Origin of the sequence: Microbacterium sp. JB110, from assembly GCF_003335195.1 — a bacterium.
GTDB lineage: Bacteria > Actinomycetota > Actinomycetes > Actinomycetales > Microbacteriaceae > Microbacterium.
This window is the reverse complement of the sequence record NZ_QPGM01000007.1, coordinates 145836-170050: the sequence shown is the minus strand read 5'-3', so window position 1 is coordinate 170050 and position 24215 is coordinate 145836. Positions and strand designations below refer to the sequence as shown.

23 protein-coding genes are annotated in these 24215 nt (G+C 68.0%); 3 read left to right on the top strand and 20 right to left on the bottom strand.

What is annotated here, in order from left to right; translation table 11 throughout:
• Positions 1-16: 16 nt before the first annotated feature.
• The 11 genes from recA to CIK77_RS13180 all read right to left on the bottom strand — a co-directional run bounded on the left by recA (position 17) and on the right by CIK77_RS13180 (position 10660).
• Positions 17-1072, bottom strand: a complete 1056-nt coding sequence (recA, locus tag CIK77_RS13230) for a recombinase RecA (protein ID WP_087056553.1) — start codon at positions 1070-1072, stop codon at positions 17-19.
• 290 nt (positions 1073-1362) lie between these two features.
• Positions 1363-1584, bottom strand: coding sequence for a DUF3046 domain-containing protein (locus CIK77_RS13225; protein WP_087056552.1), 222 nt, complete (start codon positions 1582-1584; stop codon positions 1363-1365).
• A gap of 4 nt (positions 1585-1588) precedes the next feature.
• Positions 1589-1897 carry a helix-turn-helix domain-containing protein gene (locus CIK77_RS13220; RefSeq protein ID WP_087056551.1) on the bottom strand — a complete coding sequence of 103 codons (309 nt, stop codon included), beginning with the start codon at positions 1895-1897 and terminating at the stop codon, positions 1589-1591.
• Between the two features lie 161 nt (positions 1898-2058).
• Positions 2059-2544: a CinA family protein gene (locus tag CIK77_RS13215; protein ID WP_087056550.1), complete on the bottom strand. Its 486-nt coding sequence runs from the start codon at positions 2542-2544 to the stop codon at positions 2059-2061.
• Positions 2541-3119, bottom strand: coding sequence for a CDP-diacylglycerol--glycerol-3-phosphate 3-phosphatidyltransferase (gene pgsA, locus CIK77_RS13210; protein WP_087056549.1), 579 nt, complete (start codon positions 3117-3119; stop codon positions 2541-2543). The genes CIK77_RS13215 and pgsA overlap by 4 nt, the downstream gene beginning before the upstream one ends.
• A gap of 1 nt (position 3120) precedes the next feature.
• Positions 3121-5898, bottom strand: coding sequence for an FtsK/SpoIIIE family DNA translocase (locus CIK77_RS13205; RefSeq protein WP_087056633.1), 2778 nt, complete (start codon positions 5896-5898; stop codon positions 3121-3123).
• 166 nt (positions 5899-6064) lie between these two features.
• Complete coding sequence (locus tag CIK77_RS13200; protein WP_087056548.1) at positions 6065-7741, bottom strand: ribonuclease J; 1677 nt, start codon at positions 7739-7741, stop codon at positions 6065-6067.
• 90 nt (positions 7742-7831) lie between these two features.
• Positions 7832-8809: a 4-hydroxy-tetrahydrodipicolinate synthase gene (gene dapA, locus CIK77_RS13195; protein WP_087056547.1), complete on the bottom strand. Its 978-nt coding sequence runs from the start codon at positions 8807-8809 to the stop codon at positions 7832-7834.
• Between the two features lie 220 nt (positions 8810-9029).
• The gene (locus tag CIK77_RS13190) at positions 9030-9536 is read right to left on the bottom strand and encodes a dihydrofolate reductase (protein ID WP_087056546.1); all 507 of its coding nucleotides are present in this window, start codon (positions 9534-9536) and stop codon (positions 9030-9032) included.
• A gap of 4 nt (positions 9537-9540) precedes the next feature.
• Positions 9541-10350, bottom strand: coding sequence for a thymidylate synthase (locus CIK77_RS13185; protein ID WP_087056545.1), 810 nt, complete (start codon positions 10348-10350; stop codon positions 9541-9543).
• A 67-nt stretch (positions 10351-10417) separates the two neighbouring features.
• The gene (locus CIK77_RS13180; RefSeq protein ID WP_442923145.1) at positions 10418-10660 is read right to left on the bottom strand and encodes a DUF4395 family protein; all 243 of its coding nucleotides are present in this window, start codon (positions 10658-10660) and stop codon (positions 10418-10420) included.
• 48 nt (positions 10661-10708) lie between these two features.
• Between CIK77_RS13180 and CIK77_RS13175 the strand changes: the two genes are divergently transcribed.
• Positions 10709-11131, top strand: a complete 423-nt coding sequence (locus CIK77_RS13175; RefSeq protein ID WP_087056544.1) for an OsmC family peroxiredoxin — start codon at positions 10709-10711, stop codon at positions 11129-11131.
• 79 nt (positions 11132-11210) lie between these two features.
• On the opposite strand, the gene CIK77_RS13170 is transcribed toward CIK77_RS13175, so the two are convergent.
• The 8 genes from CIK77_RS13170 to CIK77_RS13135 all read right to left on the bottom strand — a co-directional run bounded on the left by CIK77_RS13170 (position 11211) and on the right by CIK77_RS13135 (position 21137).
• The gene (locus tag CIK77_RS13170; RefSeq protein ID WP_087056543.1) at positions 11211-11651 is read right to left on the bottom strand and encodes a tetratricopeptide repeat protein; all 441 of its coding nucleotides are present in this window, start codon (positions 11649-11651) and stop codon (positions 11211-11213) included.
• Positions 11648-12454 (bottom strand): 4-hydroxy-tetrahydrodipicolinate reductase, encoded by an 807-nt coding sequence (gene dapB, locus CIK77_RS13165; protein ID WP_087056542.1) that lies wholly within the window; start codon positions 12452-12454, stop codon positions 11648-11650. The genes CIK77_RS13170 and dapB overlap by 4 nt, the downstream gene beginning before the upstream one ends.
• Before the next feature lie 29 nt (positions 12455-12483).
• Positions 12484-13086 (bottom strand): histidine phosphatase family protein, encoded by a 603-nt coding sequence (locus CIK77_RS13160; protein WP_087056541.1) that lies wholly within the window; start codon positions 13084-13086, stop codon positions 12484-12486.
• 299 nt (positions 13087-13385) lie between these two features.
• Positions 13386-14402: an aldo/keto reductase gene (locus tag CIK77_RS13155; RefSeq protein WP_087056632.1), complete on the bottom strand. Its 1017-nt coding sequence runs from the start codon at positions 14400-14402 to the stop codon at positions 13386-13388.
• A 171-nt stretch (positions 14403-14573) separates the two neighbouring features.
• Entirely contained in the window at positions 14574-16820 is a 2247-nt protein-coding gene (locus tag CIK77_RS13150; protein WP_087056540.1) for a polyribonucleotide nucleotidyltransferase, read from the bottom strand.
• A gap of 265 nt (positions 16821-17085) precedes the next feature.
• Entirely contained in the window at positions 17086-19104 is a 2019-nt protein-coding gene (locus CIK77_RS13145) for a glycosyltransferase (protein WP_087056539.1), read from the bottom strand.
• Between the two features lie 192 nt (positions 19105-19296).
• Positions 19297-19944: a CE1759 family FMN reductase gene (locus CIK77_RS13140; RefSeq protein ID WP_087056538.1), complete on the bottom strand. Its 648-nt coding sequence runs from the start codon at positions 19942-19944 to the stop codon at positions 19297-19299.
• The gene (locus CIK77_RS13135) at positions 19941-21137 is read right to left on the bottom strand and encodes an LLM class flavin-dependent oxidoreductase (protein ID WP_441896075.1); all 1197 of its coding nucleotides are present in this window, start codon (positions 21135-21137) and stop codon (positions 19941-19943) included. Before CIK77_RS13135 ends, CIK77_RS13140 begins: the two co-directional genes overlap by 4 nt.
• 201 nt (positions 21138-21338) lie before the next feature.
• On the opposite strand from CIK77_RS13135, the gene CIK77_RS13130 reads away from it, so the two are divergent.
• The gene (locus CIK77_RS13130) at positions 21339-22337 is read left to right on the top strand and encodes an isopenicillin N synthase family dioxygenase (RefSeq protein WP_087056536.1); all 999 of its coding nucleotides are present in this window, start codon (positions 21339-21341) and stop codon (positions 22335-22337) included.
• Between the two features lie 157 nt (positions 22338-22494).
• Here CIK77_RS13130 and rpsO read toward each other — a convergent pair whose 3' ends face one another.
• Positions 22495-22764, bottom strand: a complete 270-nt coding sequence (gene rpsO / locus CIK77_RS13125; RefSeq protein ID WP_087056535.1) for a 30S ribosomal protein S15 — start codon at positions 22762-22764, stop codon at positions 22495-22497.
• Between the two features lie 112 nt (positions 22765-22876).
• Between rpsO and CIK77_RS13120 the strand changes: the two genes are divergently transcribed.
• Positions 22877-24181 (top strand): MFS transporter, encoded by a 1305-nt coding sequence (locus CIK77_RS13120; protein WP_087056534.1) that lies wholly within the window; start codon positions 22877-22879, stop codon positions 24179-24181.
• Positions 24182-24215: the final 34 nt, after the last annotated feature.

Below are 24215 nucleotides of genomic sequence, written 5' to 3'. Positions count from 1 at the left end.
TGCCGCGTCGAATCGTCTACGCCGATTTGCGGGCGGGGGCCTCCTGCACCGGCTCCGGCGTCTCGGCCGCCACAGCACCGCCGATGCCGAGCTTCACCTTGATCTTGTTCTCGATCTCGGCGGCGACATCCGGATTCTTCAGCAGGAAGTTGCGCGCATTCTCCTTGCCCTGGCCGAGCTGGTCGCCGTCGTAGGTGTACCAGGAGCCGGACTTCTTGACGATCGAATGCTCGACGCCGAAGTCGATGAGGCTGCCCTCGCGGGAGATGCCCGTGCCGTACAGGATGTCGAACTCCGCCTGCTTGAACGGCGGGGCCATCTTGTTCTTCACGACCTTGACGCGGGTCCTGTTGCCGACAGCGTCTGCGCCGTCCTTCAGCGTCTCGATACGACGGATGTCGAGGCGGACCGACGCGTAGAACTTCAGCGCCTTTCCACCGGACGTGGTCTCGGGTGACCCGAAGAACACGCCGATCTTCTCACGCAGCTGATTGATGAAGATCGCCGTCGTCTTGGACTGGTTCAGACCACCGGCGATCTTGCGCAGCGCCTGCGACATCAGCCTGGCCTGAAGGCCCACATGCGAGTCGCCCATCTCGCCCTCGATCTCGGCACGCGGCACGAGCGCGGCGACGGAGTCGATGACGACGAGGTCGATCGCGCCGGAGCGGATCAGCATGTCGGCGATCTCGAGCGCCTGCTCACCCGTGTCTGGCTGCGACACGAGCAGGGCGTCGATGTCGACGCCGAGCTTCTGCGCGTACTCCGGATCGAGTGCGTGCTCCGCGTCGACGAAGGCGGCGATGCCGCCCGCCTTCTGTGCGTTGGCGATCGCGTGCAGCGTGAGCGTCGTCTTGCCCGACGATTCCGGGCCGTAGATCTCGACGACGCGGCCGCGGGGAATGCCCCCGATGCCGAGTGCCACGTCGAGCGCGATCGAACCTGTCGGGATCACCTCGACGGGAGCGCGCTCGTCGCTGCCCAGCCGCATGACTGAGCCTTTTCCGAACTGACGGTCGATCTGCGTGAGGGCTGTTTCGAGTGCCTTCTCACGGTCTGCTGAAGCGGGCATCGCGTTCTCCTTCGTCTCTTGGTGTTCCGCTGCCTCTAGGCTGTCGCGGCCGGATCAGGTGATCCGACTCTGGCGACAAGGCGCGTGGTTCGTACCGTGGTCCATACGCTACGAGGGACCTCCGACATTCGTGCCGGAGACCCCCGCGATTGTGGATGGATCGCGGAACTTCCCCACGTGTGGAACACACTACGCGCCCTTATCGAACGCATCTTCGACGACACGCCGAGGTGTTTCTCGAAGGAGCGTGCGGGTCCGTCGGGTGCGGCCGTGGAGTGCGATCGCGCCGTTCAGCGGCGCTTCGGCTCCCTGCGACCCGCGCCGTGTCGGCGTTGGTCGGGGACATCGGTCTCGTCGCAGAGCGCCTGCCAGATGTCGCGCGGAGCGATGCCGACATCGAGCGCTTCCGACGCCGTGCGGCCGAACGGCGGCAGCACGAGGTCCGCGATGAGTGTCGCTGCGCGCGCGCCGAACTCGTCGTCGACGGCGCGGTGGAACTCGCTGCGCTTCACGCGGTCAGCGCAGCGACAGTTCTGGTCCGACCTCGGCCACGAGGTCGTCCGGCACGACGTCCGGGAAGTGATCGACGCCCTCAAGCACTGCGAGGCGGTCGCCGACCGTGCGCATGATGATGGAGATCGGGATGTCGAGCGCCTCGGCGACCGAGGCGAGGATCTCGCTCGAGGCCTCTTTCTGACCGCGCTCGACCTCGCTCAGGTACCCGAGCGCGACCGAAGCCTTGCTCGCGACCTGTCGTAGCGTCTGCCCCTGCTGCTGCCGGAGCTCGCGCAGGACGTCGCCGATCTCTTGACGTACCAGGATCATGTCGGGCCCCTCCTCCTGCAGCCGTGGTCTTCGCGGGTGCATCATAGTACAACGACCGAGACGCGAAATCTAATCCCGCACTGACAATCTAACCGTGTCCGAGCTGCGACGAGCCGAATCTCGGCCGAAAAGTCGCCGACTCGGCCGTGTTCGAAGCAGATTCATAGGACGTCGAGCGCGAGACGGAGCACAGCGGCGACCGCCTGTGCGCGGATCTCGGCCCTCGTTCCGGAGAACACGTGGCTCTCTGCGAGCGGTCCCGACGGTGCGGCGACCGCGATGTGCACGGTGCCGACCGGTTGTCCGTCCGGTGACTGGGGGCCCGCGATTCCCGTCGTGGCGAGCCCGACTTCCGGCTCACGCCCGTCGACGGCGAGCACCCGACGCACGCCGGCGGCCATCTGCGCGGCCACATCCGGGTGGACGGGACCGTGCTCGGCGAGCAGGCGGGCGTCGACGCCGAGCACATCGTGCTTCAGCGACGTCTCGTATGCCGTCACGCTCCCGACGAGACTCACGGATGCTCCCGGCACCTCGACCAAAGCGGAGGTGACGAGACCGCCGGTGAGCGATTCGGCGACCGCAACGCGCCATCCGCGCGCCCGCAGGCCCGCGAGGAACCGTTCTGCGGCGCGGGCGTCGGTCATCCCCTGCTCGCCCTCGCCCCGCGCGCCTGCGCTGCGACGTAGTCGATCCCGCTGGCGATGGTGAGCACGACCACGATCCACATCAGGATCGTGGTGATGGTCGCCCACCAGTTCTCACCGACCACGAGGTGTCCAGGCAGGAGCGCCCACGCCAGTGCGACGCCCTGCGCCGCAGTCTTGACCTTGCCCATCCATGCCGCAGCCACGACGTGCGACTTGCGTACGATCAGTCGATGGACCGTGATGCCCCATTCGCGGATCAGGATCACCACGACCATCCACCACGCGATCTCGCCGAGCACTGCGAGCCCGACGAACGCGAGCCCTGTGAGCAGCTTGTCGGCGATCGGATCCCACAGCTTCCCGAAATCGCTGACCGCATCGAATCTGCGTGCGAGGAAGCCGTCGACCCAGTCGGTCGAGATCGCGACGATGAACAGGATCGCAGCGGTCACCCGAAGCGGCATGCTCCCCTCGCCCCAGGTGCCCCCGATGAGCAGGAGGACGAAGAACACTCCGGCGAGCGGGATGCGCGCGATCGTGATCGCATTGGGCAGCTGGCGAGGGAAGGCCATCTCAGTCGCGGCCCGTCAGCTGCCAGGCATCTTCGTCGCCGTCATCGTCGCGGTCGTCGATCTCGATCCCCTGGAACTGCGCCTCGATCGGGTCGACCGCATAGCGATCCGGTTCAGCAGGGGCAGGAGCCGTCTCCGCCGGCGGCTGCGCCGCGGGTGCCGGGGCAGCCGGAGCCGGCGCGGCGGGCGGCTCTTCGCCCTTGAGCTTGGCGAGCACGGTCGCCAGCTGCTCCGGAGCGACGAGCACGTCGCGCGCTTTGGAACCCTCGCTCGGGCCGACGATCTCGCGGGACTCGAGCAGGTCCATCAGACGCCCCGCCTTCGCGAACCCCACGCGCAGCTTGCGCTGCAGCATCGACGTCGAGCCGAACTGGCTCGAGACCACGAGCTCGGCGGCTGCGAGGAGAACCTCGAGGTCGTCGCCGATGTCGGAGTCGATCTCGCGCTTCGGCGCGTCGATGGCCTCCGCCACGTCCGAGCGGTACTCCGGCTGCGCCTGCCGCGTGACGTGCTTGACGACGGTGCTGATCTCGTCCTCCGTCACCCACGCGCCCTGCAGTCGGAACGGCTTGCCCGAGCCCATCGGAGAGAAGAGCGCGTCGCCCTGACCGATCAGCTTGTCGGCGCCCGGCCCGTCGAGGATCACACGCGAGTCGGTGACGCTCGTCACCGCGAATGCGAGGCGCGAGGGCACGTTCGCCTTGATCAATCCCGTCACCACGTCGACGGACGGACGCTGGGTCGCGAGCACCAGGTGGATGCCTGATGCGCGGGCCAGCTGAGTGATGCGAACGATCGACTCCTCGACGTCTCGCGGGGCGACCATCATCAGATCGGCGAGCTCGTCGACGACGACGAGGAGGTACGGGTACGGCTTGAGCACGCGCTCGCTGCCTGGCGGGAGCTCGATCTCGCCTGCGACGACCGCCTTGTTGAAGTCGTCGATGTGGCGGTACCCGAACGACGCGAGGTCGTCGTAGCGCATGTCCATCTCCTTCACGACCCACTGCAGCGCCTCGGCTGCCTTCTTCGGGTTCGTGATGATGGGTGTGATCAGGTGCGGAACGCCGGCATAGTTGGTCAGCTCGACGCGCTTCGGGTCGACCAGGACCATCCGGACGTCGCTCGGCTTCGCGCGCATCAGCAGGCTCGTGATCATCGAGTTCACGAAGCTGGATTTTCCCGACCCGGTGGAGCCTGCCACGAGAAGGTGGGGCATCTTGGCCAGGTTCGCCACGACGAAGCCGCCTGAGACGTCCTTGCCGACACCGATCGTCAGCGGGTGCGTCGACTTGTGGGCGGCGCTCGAGCGCAGCACGTCGCCGAGCGCGACCGTCTCGCGGTCGACGTTCGGGATCTCGATGCCGATCGCGCTCTTGCCGGGGATCGGTGCGAGGATGCGCACGTCGTTCGACGCGACGGCGTAGGCGATGTTGCTCGACAGCTGCGTGATCTTCTCGACCTTCACACCGGGGCCGAGCTCGACCTCGTACTGTGTGACGGTCGGGCCGCGCGAGAAGCCCGTCACGCCGGCGTTGATCTTGAACTGTTCGAACACGCTCTCGATCTGAGCGACCATCCGGTCGTTCGCATCGGACTTGACCACGGCGGGCGGGCCGGCCGACAGCGTGCCGGCCGACGGCAGTTCGTATGGCGCGGCAGGCGGCTGAGGGCCGCGAGCGCCCGGCCCCTCCGTGCCGAATCCGCTCAGCCCTGGCAGCGCCTCCGAGAGGTCTCCGGTGTCGTCGCCGTCGCCCATCAGCGCCGTCGACCCCGACTCGCTCAGGCCGGCGGTGACGCCGCCGATGTCGCTGAGCACCTCGGTCGCGGCGTCGGCCGGTTCGGCATCGACGACCACGGCTTGGTCGTAGCCCCCGTCCGACTGCGTCGGGAGGAGGTCCGTGAGCTCCTGCGGGTCGGTGAGGACGTCGCCGTCCTCCTCGCGCCCGGTCTTGTTCCGACGCCACCACGGCAGCTCGTCGTCGCCGTCTGCGGCGTCGTCCGTCTTCTTCTTGTCACGACGCTTCTTCTTCGGCTCCGGCTCCTCAAGCACCTCCGTGGCAGCGGTGTCGGAACCCGACCGCGCACGCTCCGCACCGAACATCCAGTCATAGAGCTCGCCGAGCCTGCTGATGATGCGGTTCGGCGGGGTCTTCGTGACGATGAGCAGGCTGAGAGCGCCCAGAAGCGAGAGCACGATGTACGCGCCGATCGGGGTGAGGTATGTCAGCGGCTGGCCCAGCATCCAGCCGAAGAGCCCGCCGGATGCGCTGAGCGCAGGCATGCCGAGCTGCGGTTCTGGACGGTCTCCGGCCACGTGGCAGAACGCCGCGATCACGATCGTGAGCAGCCCGAATCCGATGCCGATACGGCCGTTGTCGTGCACGGACGACGGGTGGCGGAACAGCCACCCCGCCAGGAGCAGCAGCAGGACGGGGAAGACGAACGCGGTGCGGCCGATGAGCATGCCGAATGTGTACGCGCTGATGTTCGCCGCGACGGGGGTGCCGATGAAGAACCATTCCGTGACCGCCCCGGCGATCGCCAACAGCACGATGAGGAAGGGGAAGCCGTCGCGCCTGTCGTTCTTGTCAAGAGTCTCGGGCCCGAACGCGCGGAACAGTCCGCCGACGGCGCGGGCGAGGCCGTACCACATCCGTGCCGGGACGCCTGGCTTGTCTTCGTCTCCGACATACTTCTTCGGCGCGGGCGCAGACTTGCGCGCGCTCGAGGACGTTTTCGAGCGCGCGCTCTTGTTCTCGGTGCTCGCACGTGCCATATCACCCACGGTACGCGGCACCGACGACATTCCCCCTCAGTGACGCGCAATTCCGCGGCACTCGGACCACCCCTATCTCTTCATCTCTGGCACATCTCATGGGGTGCACAACACCCGAGAAGTGCCAGAAATGAAGAAAAACGGAGACAGGGAGGGGGCGAGGGGGTTACGCCTCGATGACGACCGGGACGATCATCGGCCGTCGTTTCAGGGACGTGCCGACCCAGCGTCCGATCGCACGCCGGGCGGTCTGCGTGAGCGCGTGGTTGTCGCGCACGCCGTTCTTGACCGCCTCTTCGAGCGCTGCGGCGACCTTCGGCTTGATCTTGTCGAACACCTTGTCGTCCTCGGCCACACCGCGAGCATGGATCTCGGGTCCGGAGACGATCGTTCCCGTCTTCGAATCGACGACGACGATGACCGAGACGAATCCCTCCTCGCTGAGCACGCGGCGGTCCTTGAGATCGGCGTCCGTGATCGTCCCGACGCTCGAACCATCGACGTAGACGTAGCCGATGTCGATCTGGCCGACCACCGTGGCCTGTCCGTCGCGCAGGTCGAGCACCGTGCCGTTCTCGCCGACGATCGCGTTCTCCTGTGCGATGCCGCTGTCCCGCGCGATCTTGGCGTTGGCCGTGAGGTGGCGGTACTCGCCGTGCACCGGGAAGACGTTCTTCGGCTTCAGGATGTTGTAGCAGTACAGCAGCTCACCCGCCGCGGCGTGGCCGGAGACGTGCACCTTGGCATTGGCCTTGTGCACGACGTTCGCCCCGAGCTTGGTCAGTCCGTCGATCACGCGGTACACAGCGTTCTCGTTGCCGGGGATCAGGCTGGAGGCCAGGATGACTGTGTCTCCCTCACCCGGCTCGATCTCGTGGTTCAGGTTCACCATGCGGCTGAGCACCGCCATCGGCTCGCCCTGCGAACCCGTCGACATGTAGACGATCTTGTCGTCTGGCACGTCGCGCGCCTTCTTGTAGTCGATGAGCACGCCATCCGGAACGTTCAGATAGCCCAGGTCAGCGGCGATCTTCATGTTCCGCACCATGCTGCGACCCAGCAGTGCGACGCGACGACCGTTGTTGTTCGCCGCCTCCAGCACCTGCTGCACGCGGTGCACATGGCTGGAGAAGCTCGCGACGATCACCCTGCCTGGCGTCTTGGAGATCACCTGGTCGATGACGGGGCCGATCTGACGCTCCGTCGGAGTGAAGCCGGGGACGTCGGCGTTCGTCGAGTCCGGCAGGAACAGGTCGACGCCCTCCTCCCCCAGCCTGGCGAAGGCGCGCATGTCGGTGATGCGACCGTCCAGCGGGAGCTGGTCCATCTTGAAGTCGCCGGTGTGCAGCACCATGCCGGCTGGCGTACGCACGGCGACGGCCAGCGCATCCGGGATCGAGTGGTTCACCGCGATGAACTCGAGGTCGAAGGGGCCGATGTCCCACCGCTCCCCCTCGACGACCTTCTCGACGATCGGCTTGATCCGGTGCTCTTTGAGCTTCGCCTGAATCAGCGCGAGAGTGAGGCCGGAACCGATCAGCGGGATGTCCTCGCGCAGCTTCAGCAGGTAGGGCACTGCCCCGATGTGGTCCTCGTGACCGTGGGTGAGGACGATGCCCTCGATGTCGTCGAGGCGATCCCTGATCGACTCGAAATCGGGCAGGATCAGATCGACGCCCGGCTGGTGCTCCTCGGGGAAGAGCACGCCGCAGTCGATGATCAGGATCTTGCCGTCGTACTCGTACGTCATCATGTTGCGGCCGACCTCGCCGAGGCCGCCGAGCGGAGTGATGCGCAGCGTGCCGTTCTTCAGCGGCTGCGGGTCGTAGACAGGTGTGGACATGGTCCGCCTTCCCGGGACGCCTCAGCGTCCGGTTCGTCGTGCGTGTTCTGTTGTGTGCGGCTTCATCGTCCGCGGGGTCTGGTGTCGGCGTCAGCGCGTGGTGCCGGAGATGGCAGGCAGCGCGCCACCCGCCGCCGCGTTGCGGTCCGGACGGAAGTCGGTCAGGTCGATGCTGTCGATCCCGTTCACGAGCGCCAGCTCGTCCTCGATGATCGCAGCCTCCCACTCCTCCGGCCCGACCAGCGGCAGCCGCACGCGCGGGCTCGAGATGTAGCCGAGGCCGTGCAGGATGTACTTGGCCGCCACCGTGCCAGGCACGTGCGTCATCACGGCCCGCACGAGGGGCTCTAGCTTGCGGTGCTGCTCCGTCGCGGCGGCGAGGTCGCCCCGGTTGACGGCGTCGACCATCGCCCGGTACGGCGAGGCGGCGATGTTCGCCGTGACGCCGATGAGACCGGATGCCCCGATCGACATATGCGGCAGCGCGTTCGCGTCATCGCCGGAGAAGTACATCAGGTCGGTCTGGTTGAGCACCCGGCTGACTTCGCTGAAGTCGCCCTTGGCATCCTTCACGGCCAGGATGTTCGGGTGCTTGGCCAGGCGCATGATCGTCTCGTACATGATCGGCACACCGGTGCGGCCGGGAATGTCGTAGAGGATGACCGGCAGATCGGTGGAGTCGGCGATCAGCCTGAAGTGCGTGAGCAGGCCGGCCTGGGTCGGCTTGTTGTAGTACGGCGTGACGATCATGATGCCGTCTGCGCCCGCCTTCTCGCTCTTCTGGTAGAGGTCGATGGCGTGGGCGGTCTCGTTCGATCCGCCGCCCGTGATGATCTTCGCCCGGCCGCCGGCGACGCTCTTGGCGACTTCGACGAGGCGCAGCTTCTCATCGTCGGTCAGCGTCGATGTCTCCCCCGTGGTGCCCGTGACGACGATGCCGTCTGCGCCACTGGCGATGACACCGTCGATGTGCTTCTCGACGGCCGGCCAATCGACTTCACCGTCGGCCGTCATCGGGGTGACGAGCGCGACGAGAACCTGCCCGAACGGATTGGCTGCCTGCGTCATGCTCCCAGCGTAGCGCCGCAGAGGCGTGGGACATACTTCCAGGGGTTGCGGATGGGCGGTGAGCCCGAATGCGGTCTCCGACGGTGGGCGAGCGGCAGACTCCGGACTTCGACATCCGGCCGACATTCCTTCGCGCGCTCACGCCGGACCCGATGCCAGCGTCCGGATGACGATGTCCTGCGCCTGCCTCACGGATCGTGTGGCGTGAAGTCGGGCGCGTCTACGGCGCTGTGCGGGTGTAGAACAGGAATCGGTACCGGATGCCTTCTCGGCTCAGGTGCCATCCCTCTGCGGGGTCGCAGGAGGAGACAAGCCATTCTCCGCCGATGGGTGGGGCGTAGGTGTCGGCGTCGACATCGACGTCGATCTCGGTGACCCAGAGCTCGTCGAGGCGGTCCATGGCGGCTGCATAGATCGAGCCGCCGCCGATGATCCACGGTTCGGGGTCTGCGGCGAGCGCGGCGGCGATGCCCTCGTCGAGCGAACCGACCACGGCGGCACCCGGTGCGTCGTACTCCGCGTTGCGCGTGACGACGATGTTCTCGCGGCCCGGCAGCGGCCGGAAGCGTGCGGGGAACGATTCCCACGTACGGCGGCCCATCACGACGGGGCGACCGGTGGTGGCGCTCTTGAAGTGGGCGAGGTCCTCCGGCAGGTGCCACGGCATGTCGCCGTCTGCGCCGATCACGCCGCCTCGCGCCTGTGCCCAGATCGCGCGGAGGGTCATCCGGTCACACCGCCACGGCCGCGCGGATCGTGGGGTGGTGCTGGTAGTCGACGACCTCGAAGTCGTCGAAGTCGTAGTCGAAGATCGACTCCGGCGTGCGGTTGATGCGCAGCTGCGGGTACGGGTACGGATCGCGCGAGAGCTGCTCAGCGACCTGCTCGTGGTGGTCGTCGTAGATGTGGCAGTCGCCGCCCGTCCAGACGAAGTCGCCGAGCTCGAGGCCGGTCTGCTGTGCCACCATCTGCGTCAGCAGCGCGTAGGAGGCGATGTTGAACGGCACGCCGAGGAACAGATCGGCGCTGCGCTGGTACAGCTGGCAGCTGAGCTTCCCGTCCGCGACGTAGAACTGGAACAGCGCATGGCACGGGGGCAGCGCCATCCCCTCGATCTCGGCAGGGTTCCACGCCGTGACCATGTGGCGTCGGGAATCGGGGTTGCGTCTGATGCCGTCGACGACGCGGGCGATCTGGTCGATCTGCTCCCCGTTCGGTGCGGGCCACGAGCGCCACTGCACGCCGTAGACCGGCCCGAGATCACCGTTCTCGTCGGCCCACTCGTTCCAGATGCGCACGCCGCGCTCCTGCAGCCAGCGCACGTTGGAATCGCCGCGCAGGAACCACAGCAGCTCGAGTGCGAGCGAGCGGAAGTGCACGCGCTTGGTGGTGATCAGCGGAAACGATTCAGACAGGTCGAATCGGATCTGCCTGCCGAAGACGCTCGTCGTTCCCGTGCCCGTTCGGTCGTCCTTGTGAGTGCCGTTGGCAAGCACGTCGCGCAGCAGGTCTTCGTACGGGGTCGGGATCGCAGCGCTCATGCCTCGATGGTACGCCTGAGATCCGACATGCGGCCGCGGCGCGTCCGGTGCTTCGCGACCTCGGGACTCACACCGAGCGACGACGGCCGACGAGGCCGGTGCGCTGCAGGACGAGGTAGAGCTGGCATCCCAGGCAGAGCCCGAAGACGGCATTGAGCAGCGCGGCGACGAGGGCTGCCGCCGCCGCGATGGGCAGCGCCAGCGGCACCCCCGCCAAGTGCAGAACCAGGCCGACGAGCGTCACGCCGAGGCCGACGCCCTGCGCGAAGCGCGGCGGCCGCGGCTCCGGACGGGCGACAGCAGCGGCCATCGTCAGTAGGCTGGCCGTGACAGGGGCCGTCGATCGAAGGAGTTCCCCATGAGCGTTACGAGCGAAGCAACCACCAACTGGAACGGGTCTCTCTTCGAGGGATCCGGCACCGTCGCCCCCGCATCGGGCATCGGCACCTTCAACGTCAACTGGAAGGCGCGCAGCGAGGGCGCAGCGGCCACGACGACGCCGGAGGAGCTCATCGCGGCCGCGCACTCGTCGTGCTTCTCGATGGCGCTGTCGAACGAGCTCACCAGCAACGGCACGCCGCCGGAGAGCGTCAACACCACCGCGTCGGTCACCTTCGTGCCCGGCACGGGCGTGACCGGCAGCCACCTCAATGTGAGCGCGAAGGTGCCAGGCATCGACGAGGCGGAGTTCGCGAAGATCGCGGAAGCGGCCAAGACCGGCTGCCCGATCTCGCAGGCCCTCTCCGGCATCGAGATCACCCTCGAGGCGGCGCTGGCCTGATCTCTCGGCCGCACCGACACGCGCCCCGTCCTTCTCGAAGGTCGGGGCGCGTGTGTGCTCCGTCGGCCCGTGCCCTGTGTCAGCTGCGAGGGGCGAGACGGATGGACGCTCTGATCGCCTCGCGGGCGCGGCGGCGGTCGCCTGCCGCGTCGTAGGCGAGGCCGAGCCGGTACCACGCTCGCCAGTCCTCAGGCGACTGCTCGACCTGTGCGCGGTACTTCGGGAACACCGTCTCGCCGTCCGCGCGTTCGACGCGACCGCTCGGCGACACGGCGACCTGGTCATCCGGAAGCTCGCCCTCCGCCTTGAGTCGGCGGCCGAGTCTGTCGGCGCGCAGGCCGAACCACAGCTCGCGTCCCAGTGCCCACACGGCGATGATCGGCAGCACGATGAGCGCGATGCCCATCGCGATGCCGACCGGGTCGCCCGTGCTGAGGAAGGCCACGGCGCGGCCGCCCGCGACGATGATGTAGAGGATGAGCGCCGCCGCCATCACGGCGACGCCGATGCGGACCTTCACGCGCCCGTGGCGCCGGCGACCTGGCCCGTGACGCCGCCCTCGTCGACCGGCGGCCGCGCACTCGCGCGGGGAGCGCCGATGCCGATGTCGATGAAGTTCTCCAGCCCGACGACCACGCCGCGCACACGAGGCGTGTGCTCGAGCGCGATCCGGATGCCAGGGGCGTACGCTGCGGCCGACTCGATCGTGTCGTGCACGACCGACAGGCTCTCGCCATGGCCGGAGAGGATCGTCTCCTGCCTGGCGACCACGCCCGGCCGGCGCAGCGCGTGCACCGGCACGCCGCCGACCTGCTGGCCGCGGGCACGCTGGTCGACATGGGGGGCCTCGACCGGCTCATCCCTCGCCGACGCGATCATCTCCGCGGTGCGCACCGCTGTGCCGCTCGGCGAGTCGATCTTCGTGTCGCGGTGCGCCTCGACGATCTCGGCATACGGGAAGAACCGCGACGCCGCAGCGGCGAGCGCCGTGCCCAGCACGGATCCGAGCGAGAAGTTCGGAATGAAAACGGCAGCTGTGCCCGCCGCCTCGACAAGCGGGCGCACCGAAGCGATCCGCTCTGACGACCAGCCGCTCGTGCCCACCAGAACGGGCAGACCCCGCTGGGTCGCGGCGCGCACCACGTCGACGCTGATCTGCGGGACGGAGGCGTCGACCACCAGGTCGGCGCCCTCGATCTCAGCGAGATCGCTGCCGGAGCCCAGCACCGAGTGCACGTCGAAATCGTCATGCTCCTCGATCACCTGCCTGATGATCGAGCCGAGCTTGCCGTTACCGCCGACGAGGGCCACGCGAGACGCCATGGCTCCATCCTACGATCCGGCGCGAGGGTTCAGATCGGGTTCTCGTCGGGGAGTCCCGTGCGCAGCTCGTGCGGGAGGTGTCCGAGGTCGTTGTGCGTGAGCAGCGTCCACGGCCGCCCCGGCTTCTGAGCGATCACCGTCAGACCGCAGTGCGCCTGGTTCAGCGTCATCCATCGCCATTCCGGCGCCTCGAGCACCTCGCGCACGAACCAGGAGATCACGAAGTTGTGCGTGATGAGCAGTTCGTGCACCTCCTCGTTCCTGCGCACGAGGAACTCAGCCGTCGCGTCGGACATCTGCGCCCCGCCCGCCTCGATCTCCGCTTCGCTGTACGAGCCGAAGAACGGTTCGAATGTGCCTGGTGTCTCCTCCGTCATGCCCGTCGGCACGCAGTCGAACAGCAGCGCGTGCGGCTGAGGGTCGACGGCGGGCAGTCGCTCCGCCACGTACTTGGCCGTCTCGCTGGCCCGCTCGAGCGGCGAATGCCACACGGCATCGAACGTCAGTCCGGAGAGCCGATCGGCGATCGCCGCTGCCTGACGCTGCCCTTTGCCGGATAGCGGCCCGTCTTCGAGGCCGTACTCGGCATCCTGGTGCTCACCGTGACGGACCAGGTAGATGTAGTGCGTCATCCGCTCTTCTTCTCCAGAACCTGTCCTGTTCGTCGGCGCGCGCGACCTTGCGCGGCCATGTCCAGCCTATCGGAGGCGGGGCGCCGCGCGCGCCGTCCCGGGCAACCACCGCCCCAACCGCGGGTGAACAGCGCGTTCTAGGGAGTGTCTGATAATTCGCGGCGTTGCGAGCATGGGCGGTGTGTGCCGGATCGCTAGGCCGAGGAGGGAGGCGATGCGGAGCCATCGTCGACCGACGAGAACGACGCGAGCCGGTGCACAGCGCCCAGCGCAGTAGCCGACGAATTATCAGACACGACCTAGTGTGCGGCCTTCTGCAGGTCGGCGATGTGGGCTCTGGAGAGCGAGACGCCCGCGCCCTGCACCAGCTCGTCGACATGGAGCGCTTCGAAGGCGTTCGCGATCGGCGCCACGACTCCGGCCTGGGCGCGCAGCCACGCGACGGCGACGGCCGCCAGCGGCACGCTCAGCTCGGCGGAGATCCGGTCGAACACCCTGAGCACCTTCGTGCCCCTGCGGTTCATGCGCTCGGCGAGCTGCGCGCCCCTGGTGGACGCGGCCGCCTGAGATCGCGAGCGGTGCCTGCCGGTGAGGAACCCGTGCTCGAGCGGGTGAGAGGGCGTCAGCGCGATGCCCTGGGCGCGGGCGACCAGGCGCAGGTCTCCTTCGAAGTCCTCGCGCCGCAGCGCGTTGTAAGGCACGTCGATCACGGGAATGCGCGGATAGCCCGCAGACGAGAGGATGCGCATCTCGACGAGCTGATTCGCGGTGAGGCCGTATGCGCCGATCACGCGTGCCTTGCCGGTCTCGACGAGCCAGTCGGCCGTTGCCAGTGCGTCCTCCAGCGGCACATCGTCGAGCTCGGATGCGTCGAAGTAGAGCAGGTCGATGCGGTCGGTGCCCAGTCGCTCCAGCGAGGATTCCACCGCGCGGACGAGCGGAACGGAACCGAGCCCCGGATGATCCGGGTGTCCGCCGATGCGCACACCGACGACGGTGTCCTCGCGCACGCCGCGGGTGGCGAGCCACCGGCCGATGATGTGCTCGCTGCGCCCCGCCGCGAAGCTGTCCGCGGTGTGGATGGCGTTCCCGCCGTATTCGAAGTAGCGGTCGAGCACGTCGAAGCTCGTCTGCTGATCGATCGTCCAGCCGAACTCTCCTCCGCCGAGGATCAGTGGGAACACGTCGAGCCCTGATTCGCCGAGGGGTTCGCGCAGCGCGGCGCCGAGACCCGGCCCGATCGTGGGAATCGGCTCGGACGGGTGCACCGGCCCGTCGACGTGCGCCAGCGCGAGGTCTGCCGCGTGCGAGGCCATCAGCGGCGCACCCGCCTGCTCGATGCCTGTCGTCCTTCGGCGGAGCTGGTGGTTCATGATCCCTCCCCTGATCACGCGTCACCATACAGCGGAAGGGCCCGGTTCCCCGCCTCCCTCACCGGGAAGCCGAGAACCGAGCCCTGAATGCGCCGCCGTATGGCGGGCGCTGCCTTACTCCGCCTGAGCGGCTTCTTCCGCCTGCTCCTCGATGACCGGCTCGAGCGCGAGCTTGCCGCGATCGTCGATCTCGGCGATCCGGACCAGGATCTTCTGGCCGACCGAGAGGACGGCGTCGATGTCCTCGACGCGCTTGCCGCCGTTGAGCTTGCGGATCTGCGTCACGTGCAGACGACCGTCCTTGCCCGGCATCAGCGAGATGAACGCACCGGACGGGATGATCTTCACAACCGTGCCGAGGAACTGCTCGCCGACCTCGGGGTTGGACGGGTTGGCGATCGCGTTCACCTGCGCGCGGGCCGCCTCGGCCGTCGGACCGTCGGTCGCGCCGATGTACACGGTGCCGTCGTCCTCGATCGAGATCGTGGCCCCTGTCCCGTCCTGGATGCCGTTGATCGTCTTGCCCTTGGGGCCGATCAGCTCACCGATCTTGTCGGCCGGGATCTGCACACTGATCACGCGCGGAGCGGTCGGTGCCATCTCATCCGGCGAGTCGATCGCCGAGTTCAGCACGTCGAGGATGCGCAGACGCGCTTCCTTGGCCTGCGTCAGCGCGGCGGCGAGCACCTCGCTCGGGATGCCGTCGAGCTTCGTGTCGAGCTGCAGCGCGGTGACGAACTCGCTGGTGCCTGCGACCTTGAAGTCCATGTCGCCGAGCGCGTCCTCTGCGCCGAGGATGTCGGTCAGCGCCGCGTAGCGGGTCTGACCGTCGGTCTCCTCGGAGACGAGGCCCATGGCGATGCCGGCGACGGGTGCGCGCAGCGGCACACCCGCGTTCAGCATGGAGAGCGTCGAGGCGCACACGGAGCCCATCGACGTCGAGCCGTTGGAGCTGAGCGCCTCCGACACCTGACGGATCGCGTAGGGGAACTCGTCGCGGCTGGGCAGCACCGGCAGGAGCGCACGCTCGGCCAGGAAGCCGTGACCGATCTCGCGGCGCTTCGGGCTTCCCACTCGACCGGTCTCACCGGTCGAGTACGGGGGGAAGTTGTAGTGGTGCATGTAGCGCTTGCTCGTCGTGGGCGACAGCGAGTCGATCTGCTGCTCCAGCTTGAGCATGTTCAGCGTCGTGATGCCCATGATCTGGGTCTCGCCGCGCTGGAAGATCGCGGAGCCGTGCACGCGCGGGATGACCTGCACCTCGGCGTCGAGCGGCCGGATGTCGGCGAGCCCGCGGCCGTCGATGCGAGCGCCCTCGGTGAGGATGCGACCGCGCACGATCTTCTTCGTGACGGACTTCCACGCCGCGGAGAACTCCTGCGTCGCGGAGGCAGGGAGCTCGCCGGCCTCGGTCTTCGCGACGACCTCTGCCTTGACGGAGGCCTTCAGCGCGTCGTCGGCGTTCTGCCGCTCGGTCTTGTCACCGATCTGGTAGATCTTCTCCAGCTCGGCGAGAGCCTTGCCCTCGACGAAGTCGTACGTCTCGGTGCTGTACGGGGGGAACGTCGCGAACTCGAGCGGCTCCTTGGTCGAACCGGCAGCCATCTTCGACTGCGCCTCGACGAGCTGCTTGATGAACGGCTTCGCCGCCTCGAGACCGCCGGCGACGATCTCCTCGTTCGGCTTCACGGCGCCGCCGGAGATGTGGTTCCAGCTGCTCTCGGTCGCCTCTGCCTCGACCATCATGATCGCCACGTCGCCGTTGTCGAGCACGCGGCCGGCGACCATCAGGTCGAACACTGCCTGGTCGACCTGCTCGGCGTTCGGGAACGCGACCCACTGGTCCTCGTTCGAGCCGAAGCCGGGGATGAGCGCGAGGCGCACACCGGCGATCGGACCGGAGAACGGCAGACCGGAGATCTGGGTCGACGCGGAGGCCGCGTTGATCGCGAGCGCGTCGTAGAACTCGCCAGGTGCGATCGAGAGGACCGTGATGACGATCTGCACCTCGTTGCGCAGTCCGTCGACGAACGACGGGCGCAGCGGGCGGTCGATCAGTCGGCAGACGAGGATCGCGTCGGTCGAGGGGCGTGCCTCGCGACGGAAGAACGATCCGGGGATCTTCCCTGCTGCGTATGCGCGCTCCTCGACGTCGACCGTGAGCGGGAAGAAGTCGAAGCCCTCGCGGGGGTTCTTCGACGCGCTCGTGGCCGAGAGCAGCATGGTCTCGTCGTCGAGGTACGCCGCGACGGAGCCCTGCGCCTGCTGGGCGAGACGGCCGGTTTCGAAGCGAACGGTGCGGGTGCCGAAGCGGCCGTTATCGAGAACGGCCTCGGCTGCGGTGATTTCAGGACCTTCCAAGAGGTCTCTCCTTCTTTCGAGCCCGCGATGCACGCGGGCGAACTTCAGGAGCAGGAGCTAAGGAGTTCCGTGCTGGCCACCAGGAGAAACCCACCGGCCGATGTGCCGGGAAGCCACTTCTAGGGACCAGCTCCTGCGAGCCTGCTCCACGAACGTATTCAGTTGACGAAGACCGCACAGGTCCTCTCGACTGATCCTATCAGCGGCGCCCGCTTCGGGCCTGCGACCCCGGATGAACACAGCAGGGCGAGCCGGTGACGAACTCTCACAGCGCTTCCGCACCGTCGTGGCGGCTCCGCCTGCCCCGCACCTCGACGTAATCGGTGTGCTTGGCGCTGAGGCCGTCGCCCGCCGTGCGTCCGCGCATCCTGCGCCATGCCCACGGCAGCACGTGCCTGGTGATCCAGCGACCCTCAGGGTCGTCAGCATCCTCGTGGAACGCCCTGTCCAGGGCCGCGAGGCGTTCTGCATCGCGCACCCCGAGCACCTCAGCCGCACGATAGGCGATGAGTCGGTGCCCCGACGAGCGCAGATGCACCTTGTCGGCCGCCCAGTTGTCGATGTCGCTCAGTTCGGGCAGCGCATCGCTGTCGAACAGGATGCTCCCCGTCTCCTGCGCGATGCGGCGCAGCTCGCTCGAGTACACGGCGAAGCGCCTGGCGAACATTCTGGCGGCGAGACGGCGAGGCAGGAAGGGCGTGATCAGCATCACGTCGATTCCTGCCGCTCGCAGCCGGCGCACCGAACGCTCGAGCTCCGCGGCGAGCGCGTACGGGTCGGCCGAGTGACCGACCAGATCGTTGTGGCCCATCAGAATGGACACGAGATCGGGCTTCAGCTCGAGCGCCGCAGGCACCTGCACGGCGGCGAGGTCACGCACGCGCCGACTGCGCACCGCGAGGTTCGCGAACCGGAACGGCTTGCGCCGCGAACGAGAGGCATCCTGTCCGAGCAGCATCGCGAGCCGGTCGGCCCAGCCTCGGTACTGTCCGTCCGGCATCCGCGAGCTGTCGCACAGCCCCTCGGTGAGTGAGTCCCCGAGCGCCACGAACTTCGCCCAGCGGCGAGTCGGCGCGGCCTCCGCTGCCGCGACCCTCCGGTCACCGCGAGCCATCAGCGCGCCGTCGAATCGCCGAAGACGGGCGGCCTCCCCGTAGTGGTCGACGAGCTGCTCCGTCAGCGCCGCCCAGGTGCGCGAACGCACGCTGTCGCGGGCGGCGAGGGCGAACGACGCCCGCTTCGCGTCATCGCCGAGCAGATCTGCGACCCTCGACCGCAGATCATCGAGATCGCCAGGCCGGTAGAGCCAGCCGTCCACACTGGAGCGCACCAGGTCGACCGGTCCGCCGCGACCGGTCGCAACGACGGGGACGCCGGAGGCGAGCGCTTCCTGCACGGTCTGGCAGAAGGTCTCGCTCTCCCCGGGGTGCACGAACACGTCGAAGCTGGCGACGGCCTCGGCGAGGTCGTCGCCGCCGAGGAAACCGGTGAACACGGCGCCGGGCAGTTCGCGCTCCAGACGCTCGCGCTCCGGTCCGTCCCCGACGATCACCAGACGTGTGCCAGGCAGATCGGCGACCGCTCTGAGGTCGTCCACCTGCTTCTCCGGCGCAAGCCTGCCGACGTAGCCGACGATCTTCTCGTCTCCGGCGGGGGCCGAGACGAGCTCGCTCCCGGTCCAACCGGAGAGCACATCGCGCCGCCACGCGTCGCTGCGGCGCGCCGGCGAGAAGCGCGCGGCGTCGACTCCCCTGCCCCAGCGGCCGATGCGGTCGACGCCGAGGCCCTCGAGCTGATCGTGCGCGTGCGAGGAGGGAGCGAGGGTGAGCGTGGCGCGCTTGTGCAGGCGCGCGATGTGCGACTGCACAAGCGGAGCAGCGCCGGGCACCCCATAGCGCTCCGCGTAGGAGATGACGTCGGTCTGGTAGATCGCGACGGTCGGCAGCCCGAGCCCGTCGGCGGCGACGAGGCCCTGCCACCCGAGGACCGCCGGAGACGCGAGATGCACCACGTCAGGCTCGAACTCGCCGAGGATCCGCTTCAGCTGCACGACGGGAGCCAGCGCCACCCTGACATCCGGGTAGCTCGGCAGCGGCACCGATGTCAGGTACGTCGTCTCCGGAACTTCGACGCCCGCGACGTCCTCAGGCTGCCCTGGTGCCTTCGGAGCGATGACCAGTGTGTCGTGCCCCATCCTGCGCAGATGGTGCACGACGTGCAGAACGGAGCCTGTGACCCCGTTCATATGAGGAAGGAACGATTCGGCGACGATCGCGACTCGCATGCCTCCAGAATCCCGGATCAGTGCGCCGCAGACGGCCGTTCACGCCCGGATTCGGCAACTGTTCACGAAGCGTCCGCCGTTCGTTCGCCACCGCGTCGGCCCGCGGCCCGCCGGCGCAGGCTGCCGATACGACGCGCCGTGCCTGGAGGGCCCCTCGCCGGCGCGCGGCGATGACTCCGGCTCTCGTGACGCTCAGCGGACGGGAGGGTTCGCGAGCAGATCGGCGAATGAGCCGTTCTCACCCAGATACGACTCCGGGCTGAACGGATCGGCAGGCACCGCGCGCTCTGCCTCCGTCATCCGGTCGGCCAGCTCGCGCGCGGCTCGGTCGATGCGCTGCTGCAGCGGAGCGACCCGGTCGGCGCTCTCGCCCCAGTCGTCACTCGAGGCGAACACTCCCGTCGAGACGGGCTCCGCGTGCAGGTAGGTGAACAGCGGACGCATCGCGTAGTCGATTGCGAGCGAGTGGCGCGGCGTTCCCGCCGTCGCCGCCAGCAGCACCGGCGTTCCGGCGAGCGCGTCTCGGTCGAGCGCGTCGACCCAGCTCTTGAACAGACCCGAGTAGCTGGTCGAGAAGATCGGCGAGACCGCGACGACGGCATCTGCCGCCGCGATGACGTCGTTCATCTCCGCGAGCGGCTTCGGCGCGAAGCCGGTGAGCAGACTGTTGGTGATGTCGTGTGCGACGTCGCGCAGCTCGAACACGCGCGACGACGCCTCCGTCCCGCGCCCCGCGAGGTCCTTCGTCACCGCGCGCAGGATGCGGTCGGCGAGCAGCCGGGTCGATGAGGGGTCGCTGAGGCCGGCCGAGACGACCGCGATCCGCGTGGCGCCGGTCACTTCGCCCCTCCGAGTCCGAAGGCGCTGCCCTGCGGAGCCTGCGTGTCCTGATAGGGCGAGCCGCCCGTGACGTTGTCGCCGCGGTTCGCGTTGGGCCGCGGCTGACGCACCGGCCCGTCGCCGTAGGCCGCCTGCACGCGCGCTGCGTGCGTCGGCGCATCCGGGACCGTCTCCGGCCGTCCGGCGTCGAGCTCCTTGCGCAGCACCGGCACGACGTCCTGCCCCAGGAAGTCGATCTGCTCGAGCACGATCTTCAGCGGCAGACCTGCGTGGTCCATCAGGAACAGTTGGCGCTGGTAGTCGCCGTAGGCCTCGCGCATGGACGCGTATCGGTCGATCACCTGCTGCGGCGAGCCGACCGTGAGGGGGGTCATCTCCGTGAAGTCCTCCATGGTCGGTCCGTTGCCGTACACGGGGGCCTCGTTGAAGTACGGCCGGAACTGATCGATCGCGTCCTGCGAGTTCTTCGCCATGAACGCCTGCCCGCCCAGGCCCACGATCGCCTGCTCCGCTGTGCCGTGACCGTAGTGCTCGAAGCGCTGCCGGTACAGGCCGATCAGTCGCTGGTAGTGCTCCTTCGGCCAGAAGATGTTGTTCGCGAAGAAGCCGTCGCCGTAGTAAGCGGCCTGCTCGGCGATCTCCGGAGTGCGGATCGAGCCGTGCCACACGAAGGGCGGCACATCGTCCAGCGGTCGCGGCGTCGAGGTGAACCCCTGCAGCGCGGTGCGGAACTTCCCCTCGAAGTCGACGACGTCTTCGCGCCATAGCCGGTGCAGCAGCTGATAGTTCTCGATCGCGAGCGGCAGACCCTGCCGGATGTCCTGACCGAACCACGGGTAGACGGGGCCCGTGTTGCCGCGCCCCATCACGAGGTCGACGCGGCCTCCGGACAGGTGCTGCAGCATCGCATAGTCCTCGGCGATCTTCACCGGGTCGTTCGTGGTGATCAGCGTCGTCGCCGTCGACAGGATGATCCGCTCCGTCTGCGCCGCGATGTACGCCAGCGTCGTCGTCGGAGAGGAGGAGAAGAACGGCGGGTTGTGGTGCTCGCCGATCGCGAAGACGTCGAGCCCTGCCTCTTCGGCGTGCGTGGCGATCGTGACCGCGTCGCGGATGCGCTGCGCCTCACTCGGCGTCTCCCCCGTGACGGGGTTGCGGGTGATGTCGCTCACCGAGAACAGGCCGAACTGCATGGCTGGGGAGGCGGTCGTGTCGCTCATGGCATCTCCGATCGATTTATATGCGAATGAATATACACGGTGCAACGCCCGTGACACGAATCTATTCCCCGCGTGCCGACGCGGCCCGTCCGACGCGGCCCCTCGTCGCGACGATGCGCGTAACGCTCGGCAACAGAGGTTCCGTTCACCGGCCTGCGGGAATAGCGTCTGGCCATGACCGATCTGCCGCTGCCCGTCCTCGACCTCTCTCAACTCGACCGCGGAGAGCGCGCCGCGGCCGATTTCCGCGCTGAGCTGGCCGCAGCGGCCCGCGATGTCGGCTTCTTCTACCTCACCGGAACCGGGCTGCCAACGGGACTCCAGGGGCGCCTGCTCGAGGCGGCGCATGGGCTGTTCGCGCTGCCGGAGGCGGACAAGGCGGCCATAGAGATGGTGCACAGCCCGCACTTCCGCGGCTACACCAGGGTCGGCAACGAGCGCACCCAGGGCAGGGTCGATTGGCGGGAGCAGATCGACATCGGCCCGGAGCGGGAGCCGACGCCGAATCCGGATGCCCCCGACTTCACCAGGCTCGTCGGGCCGAATCAGTGGCCGACGGCACATCCTGAGCTGCGCGAGGTCGTCTCCGAATGGCAACGAGAGCTCGAGCGGATCGCCCGACGGCTGCTGCGTGCGTGGGCCCTGTCACTGGGCGCCGAGGAGGACTACTTCGATCGGCACTTCGGCGATCCGCAGACGCTGCTGAAGATCATCCGGTACCCAGGCAAGGACGACCCGACCCCGCAGCAGGGCGTCGGCGCACACAAGGACTCCGGATGCCTCACGCTGCTGTGGGTCGAGCCGGGCAAGGGAGGACTGCAGGTCGAACGCGACGGCGCATGGGTCGACGCCCCGCCGGTCGAAGGTGCATTCGTGGTGAACATCGGCGAGATGCTCGAGTTCGCCACACAGGGCTACCTGCGCGCCACCAAGCACCGCGTCGTCTCACCCCAGGCTCCGGAGGAGCGGATCTCGATCCCGTTCTTCTTCAACCCCGCACTCGACGCGCAGCTGCCCATCATCGACCTGCCACCCGAGCTCACCCGCGGCGTCGAGAACGACCCGACGAACCCGATCTTCGGCCTGTACGGGCAGAACGCGCTGAAGTCGCGGCTGCGCGCCCACCCGGACGTCGCGCAGCGGTGGCACGCGGACCTGCTGGCACCGCGGTAGGAAGCCGCCCGATCCGATCATCTGTGCGCTCGTCGGCGCTGCACCGCTCGAACGTCGACGGCGACGCAGACGAACGGCGGCACCCCGGGAACCAAGAAGGCCCGTCCCACACCGGGGACGGGCCTTCGAGAAAGCGATTGAACGCTGGTCGCGCTGCTTATCGACGCAGTCCGACACGCTCGATCAGCGAGCGGTAGCGCCCGATGTCGAGGTCGTGCAGGTACGTGAGCAGTCGACGGCGCTGACCGACGAGCAGGAACAGACCACGGCGCGAGTGGTGGTCGTGCTTGTGGTCCTTGAGGTGCTCGGTGAGGTCCTTGATGCGCTTCGACATCAGCGCGACCTGCACCTCGGGGGATCCGGTGTCACCGGGGTGCGTCGCGTACTCTTCGATGATCGCCTTCTTGACGTCTGCTGCCAGTGCCATGTAGTCGATCCCCTCTCTCCTCGTTGCGCGGCGCCCGTCACCTGATGTGCGAGCTCTCTTTATCCGCGGCCGATTGAACGGCAACCACGAAAGTCTACCGTACGATCTGATCGTGCCGAAACGCTCCTCGCACTTCATCGATCTGCGCCCCCTGACCCAGCACCCCGCCTTCGCGCGCCTGTGGGTCGGCAACCTGCTGGGCGGGCTCGGCGGACAGCTGACGATCATGGCCGTCATGCTGAACATGTACGCGATCACGGGAAGCGACCTCGCGGTCGCGATGATCGCGTTCGCCGGACTCGCACCGATGATCGTCGCGGGCCTCTACGGCGGCATGCTCGCCGATTTCTTCGACCGTCGACGAGTGGCACTGTCGGCTGCTTCGTTCACCTGGGCATCCACCGCACTGCTTGCCGGGCTGGCGTGGGCGGGCCTGACGAACGAGTGGTGGCTCTATGCGCTGTCGATCGTGAACTCGGCGGCCAACTCGATCGTGATGGCGACGAAGTCGGCCATGACGCCGAAGCTCGTCGGCGTGGAGCTGGTCCCGGCAGCCGCGGCGCTCACCGGCATGACGATGGGCATCATGGTGATGGTCGGTCCGGCGCTCGGCGGCGTTCTGGTGGCTTCCTTCGGCTACTCCATCACGTACTCGCTCGACGTGCTGCTGATGCTGTCGCTGTTCCTCGGGCTCTGGACGCTGCCGCCCCTGAAGCCGGACGGCGGCTCATCCGCCCCTGGCCTGGCGTCGCTGAGACAGGGGCTGGGCTTTCTGAAGCGGGCGCGGAACATCCGGATGCAGTTCGTCATGGACATCACGGCCATGACCTTCGGCCATCCGGTGGCGATCTTCCCCGCCGTCGGCGTGCTCGTGCTCGGTGGCGGTGAGATCACGACGGGCTTCCTCGCCGCGTCGATCGCCGTCGGCACGATCGCCTCGAGCATGTTCTCGGGCAGGGTCGGATCCGTCAGGCGACAGGGCGTCGGCATCGCGCGTGCGATCCAGGCATACGGAGCGTGCACCCTGCTGTTCGGCCTGACCCTGATGGCCGCGCACTTCGGCTGGTTCGCCCCGGTCCAGATCGATCAGACGCACGCGAACGTCGCGCTCATCGCAGTGGCGTGCGTGTTCCTCGCCGGGACGGGTGCGGCGGACAACATCAGTTCGATCTTCCGCCAGACCATGCTGCAGACCGCGGTCTCCGACGAGTTCCGCGGCCGACTGCAGGGTGTGTTCATCGTCGTGGTCGCGGGAGGACCGCGCGTCGGCGCCCTCTACTACGGCACCCTCGCCACGCTCTTCGCGCACTGGGTGCCGCCGGTTGCCGGCGGCATGATCATCGTCGGTCTCATCGCGGTGCTGCTGCGCTCCTCCGCCGCGTTCCGGAACTACGATGCACTCGACCCGCAGCCGTGACGGCACGGCGGGGCGGTCGGAATGCAACCGCCCC

Bases quoted from the DNA above. Each gene is read 5' to 3' on its own strand.
- recA (WP_087056553.1), bottom strand. From the start codon at position 1,072: ATGCCCGCTTCAGCAGACCGTGAGAAGGCACTCGAAACAGCCCTCACG.
- CIK77_RS13220 (WP_087056551.1), bottom strand. From the start codon at position 1,897: ATGATCCTGGTACGTCAAGAGATCGGCGACGTCCTGCGCGAGCTCCGG.
- CIK77_RS13215 (WP_087056550.1), bottom strand. From the start codon at position 2,544: ATGACCGACGCCCGCGCCGCAGAACGGTTCCTCGCGGGCCTGCGGGCG.
- pgsA (WP_087056549.1), bottom strand. From the start codon at position 3,119: ATGGCCTTCCCTCGCCAGCTGCCCAATGCGATCACGATCGCGCGCATC.
- CIK77_RS13205 (WP_087056633.1), bottom strand. From the start codon at position 5,898: ATGGCACGTGCGAGCACCGAGAACAAGAGCGCGCGCTCGAAAACGTCC.
- CIK77_RS13200 (WP_087056548.1), bottom strand. From the start codon at position 7,741: ATGTCCACACCTGTCTACGACCCGCAGCCGCTGAAGAACGGCACGCTG.
- dapA (WP_087056547.1), bottom strand. From the start codon at position 8,809: ATGACGCAGGCAGCCAATCCGTTCGGGCAGGTTCTCGTCGCGCTCGTC.
- CIK77_RS13190 (WP_087056546.1), bottom strand. From the start codon at position 9,536: ATGACCCTCCGCGCGATCTGGGCACAGGCGCGAGGCGGCGTGATCGGC.
- CIK77_RS13185 (WP_087056545.1), bottom strand. From the start codon at position 10,350: ATGAGCGCTGCGATCCCGACCCCGTACGAAGACCTGCTGCGCGACGTG.
- CIK77_RS13180 (WP_442923145.1), bottom strand. From the start codon at position 10,660: ATGGCCGCTGCTGTCGCCCGTCCGGAGCCGCGGCCGCCGCGCTTCGCG.
- CIK77_RS13175 (WP_087056544.1), top strand. From the start codon at position 10,709: ATGAGCGTTACGAGCGAAGCAACCACCAACTGGAACGGGTCTCTCTTC.
- dapB (WP_087056542.1), bottom strand. From the start codon at position 12,454: ATGGCGTCTCGCGTGGCCCTCGTCGGCGGTAACGGCAAGCTCGGCTCG.
- CIK77_RS13160 (WP_087056541.1), bottom strand. From the start codon at position 13,086: ATGACGCACTACATCTACCTGGTCCGTCACGGTGAGCACCAGGATGCC.
- CIK77_RS13155 (WP_087056632.1), bottom strand. From the start codon at position 14,402: ATGGCCTCGCACGCGGCAGACCTCGCGCTGGCGCACGTCGACGGGCCG.
- CIK77_RS13145 (WP_087056539.1), bottom strand. From the start codon at position 19,104: ATGCGAGTCGCGATCGTCGCCGAATCGTTCCTTCCTCATATGAACGGG.
- CIK77_RS13135 (WP_441896075.1), bottom strand. From the start codon at position 21,137: ATGCAGTTCGGCCTGTTCTCGGTGAGCGACATCACCCGCAACCCCGTC.
- CIK77_RS13130 (WP_087056536.1), top strand. From the start codon at position 21,339: ATGACCGATCTGCCGCTGCCCGTCCTCGACCTCTCTCAACTCGACCGC.
- rpsO (WP_087056535.1), bottom strand. From the start codon at position 22,764: ATGGCACTGGCAGCAGACGTCAAGAAGGCGATCATCGAAGAGTACGCG.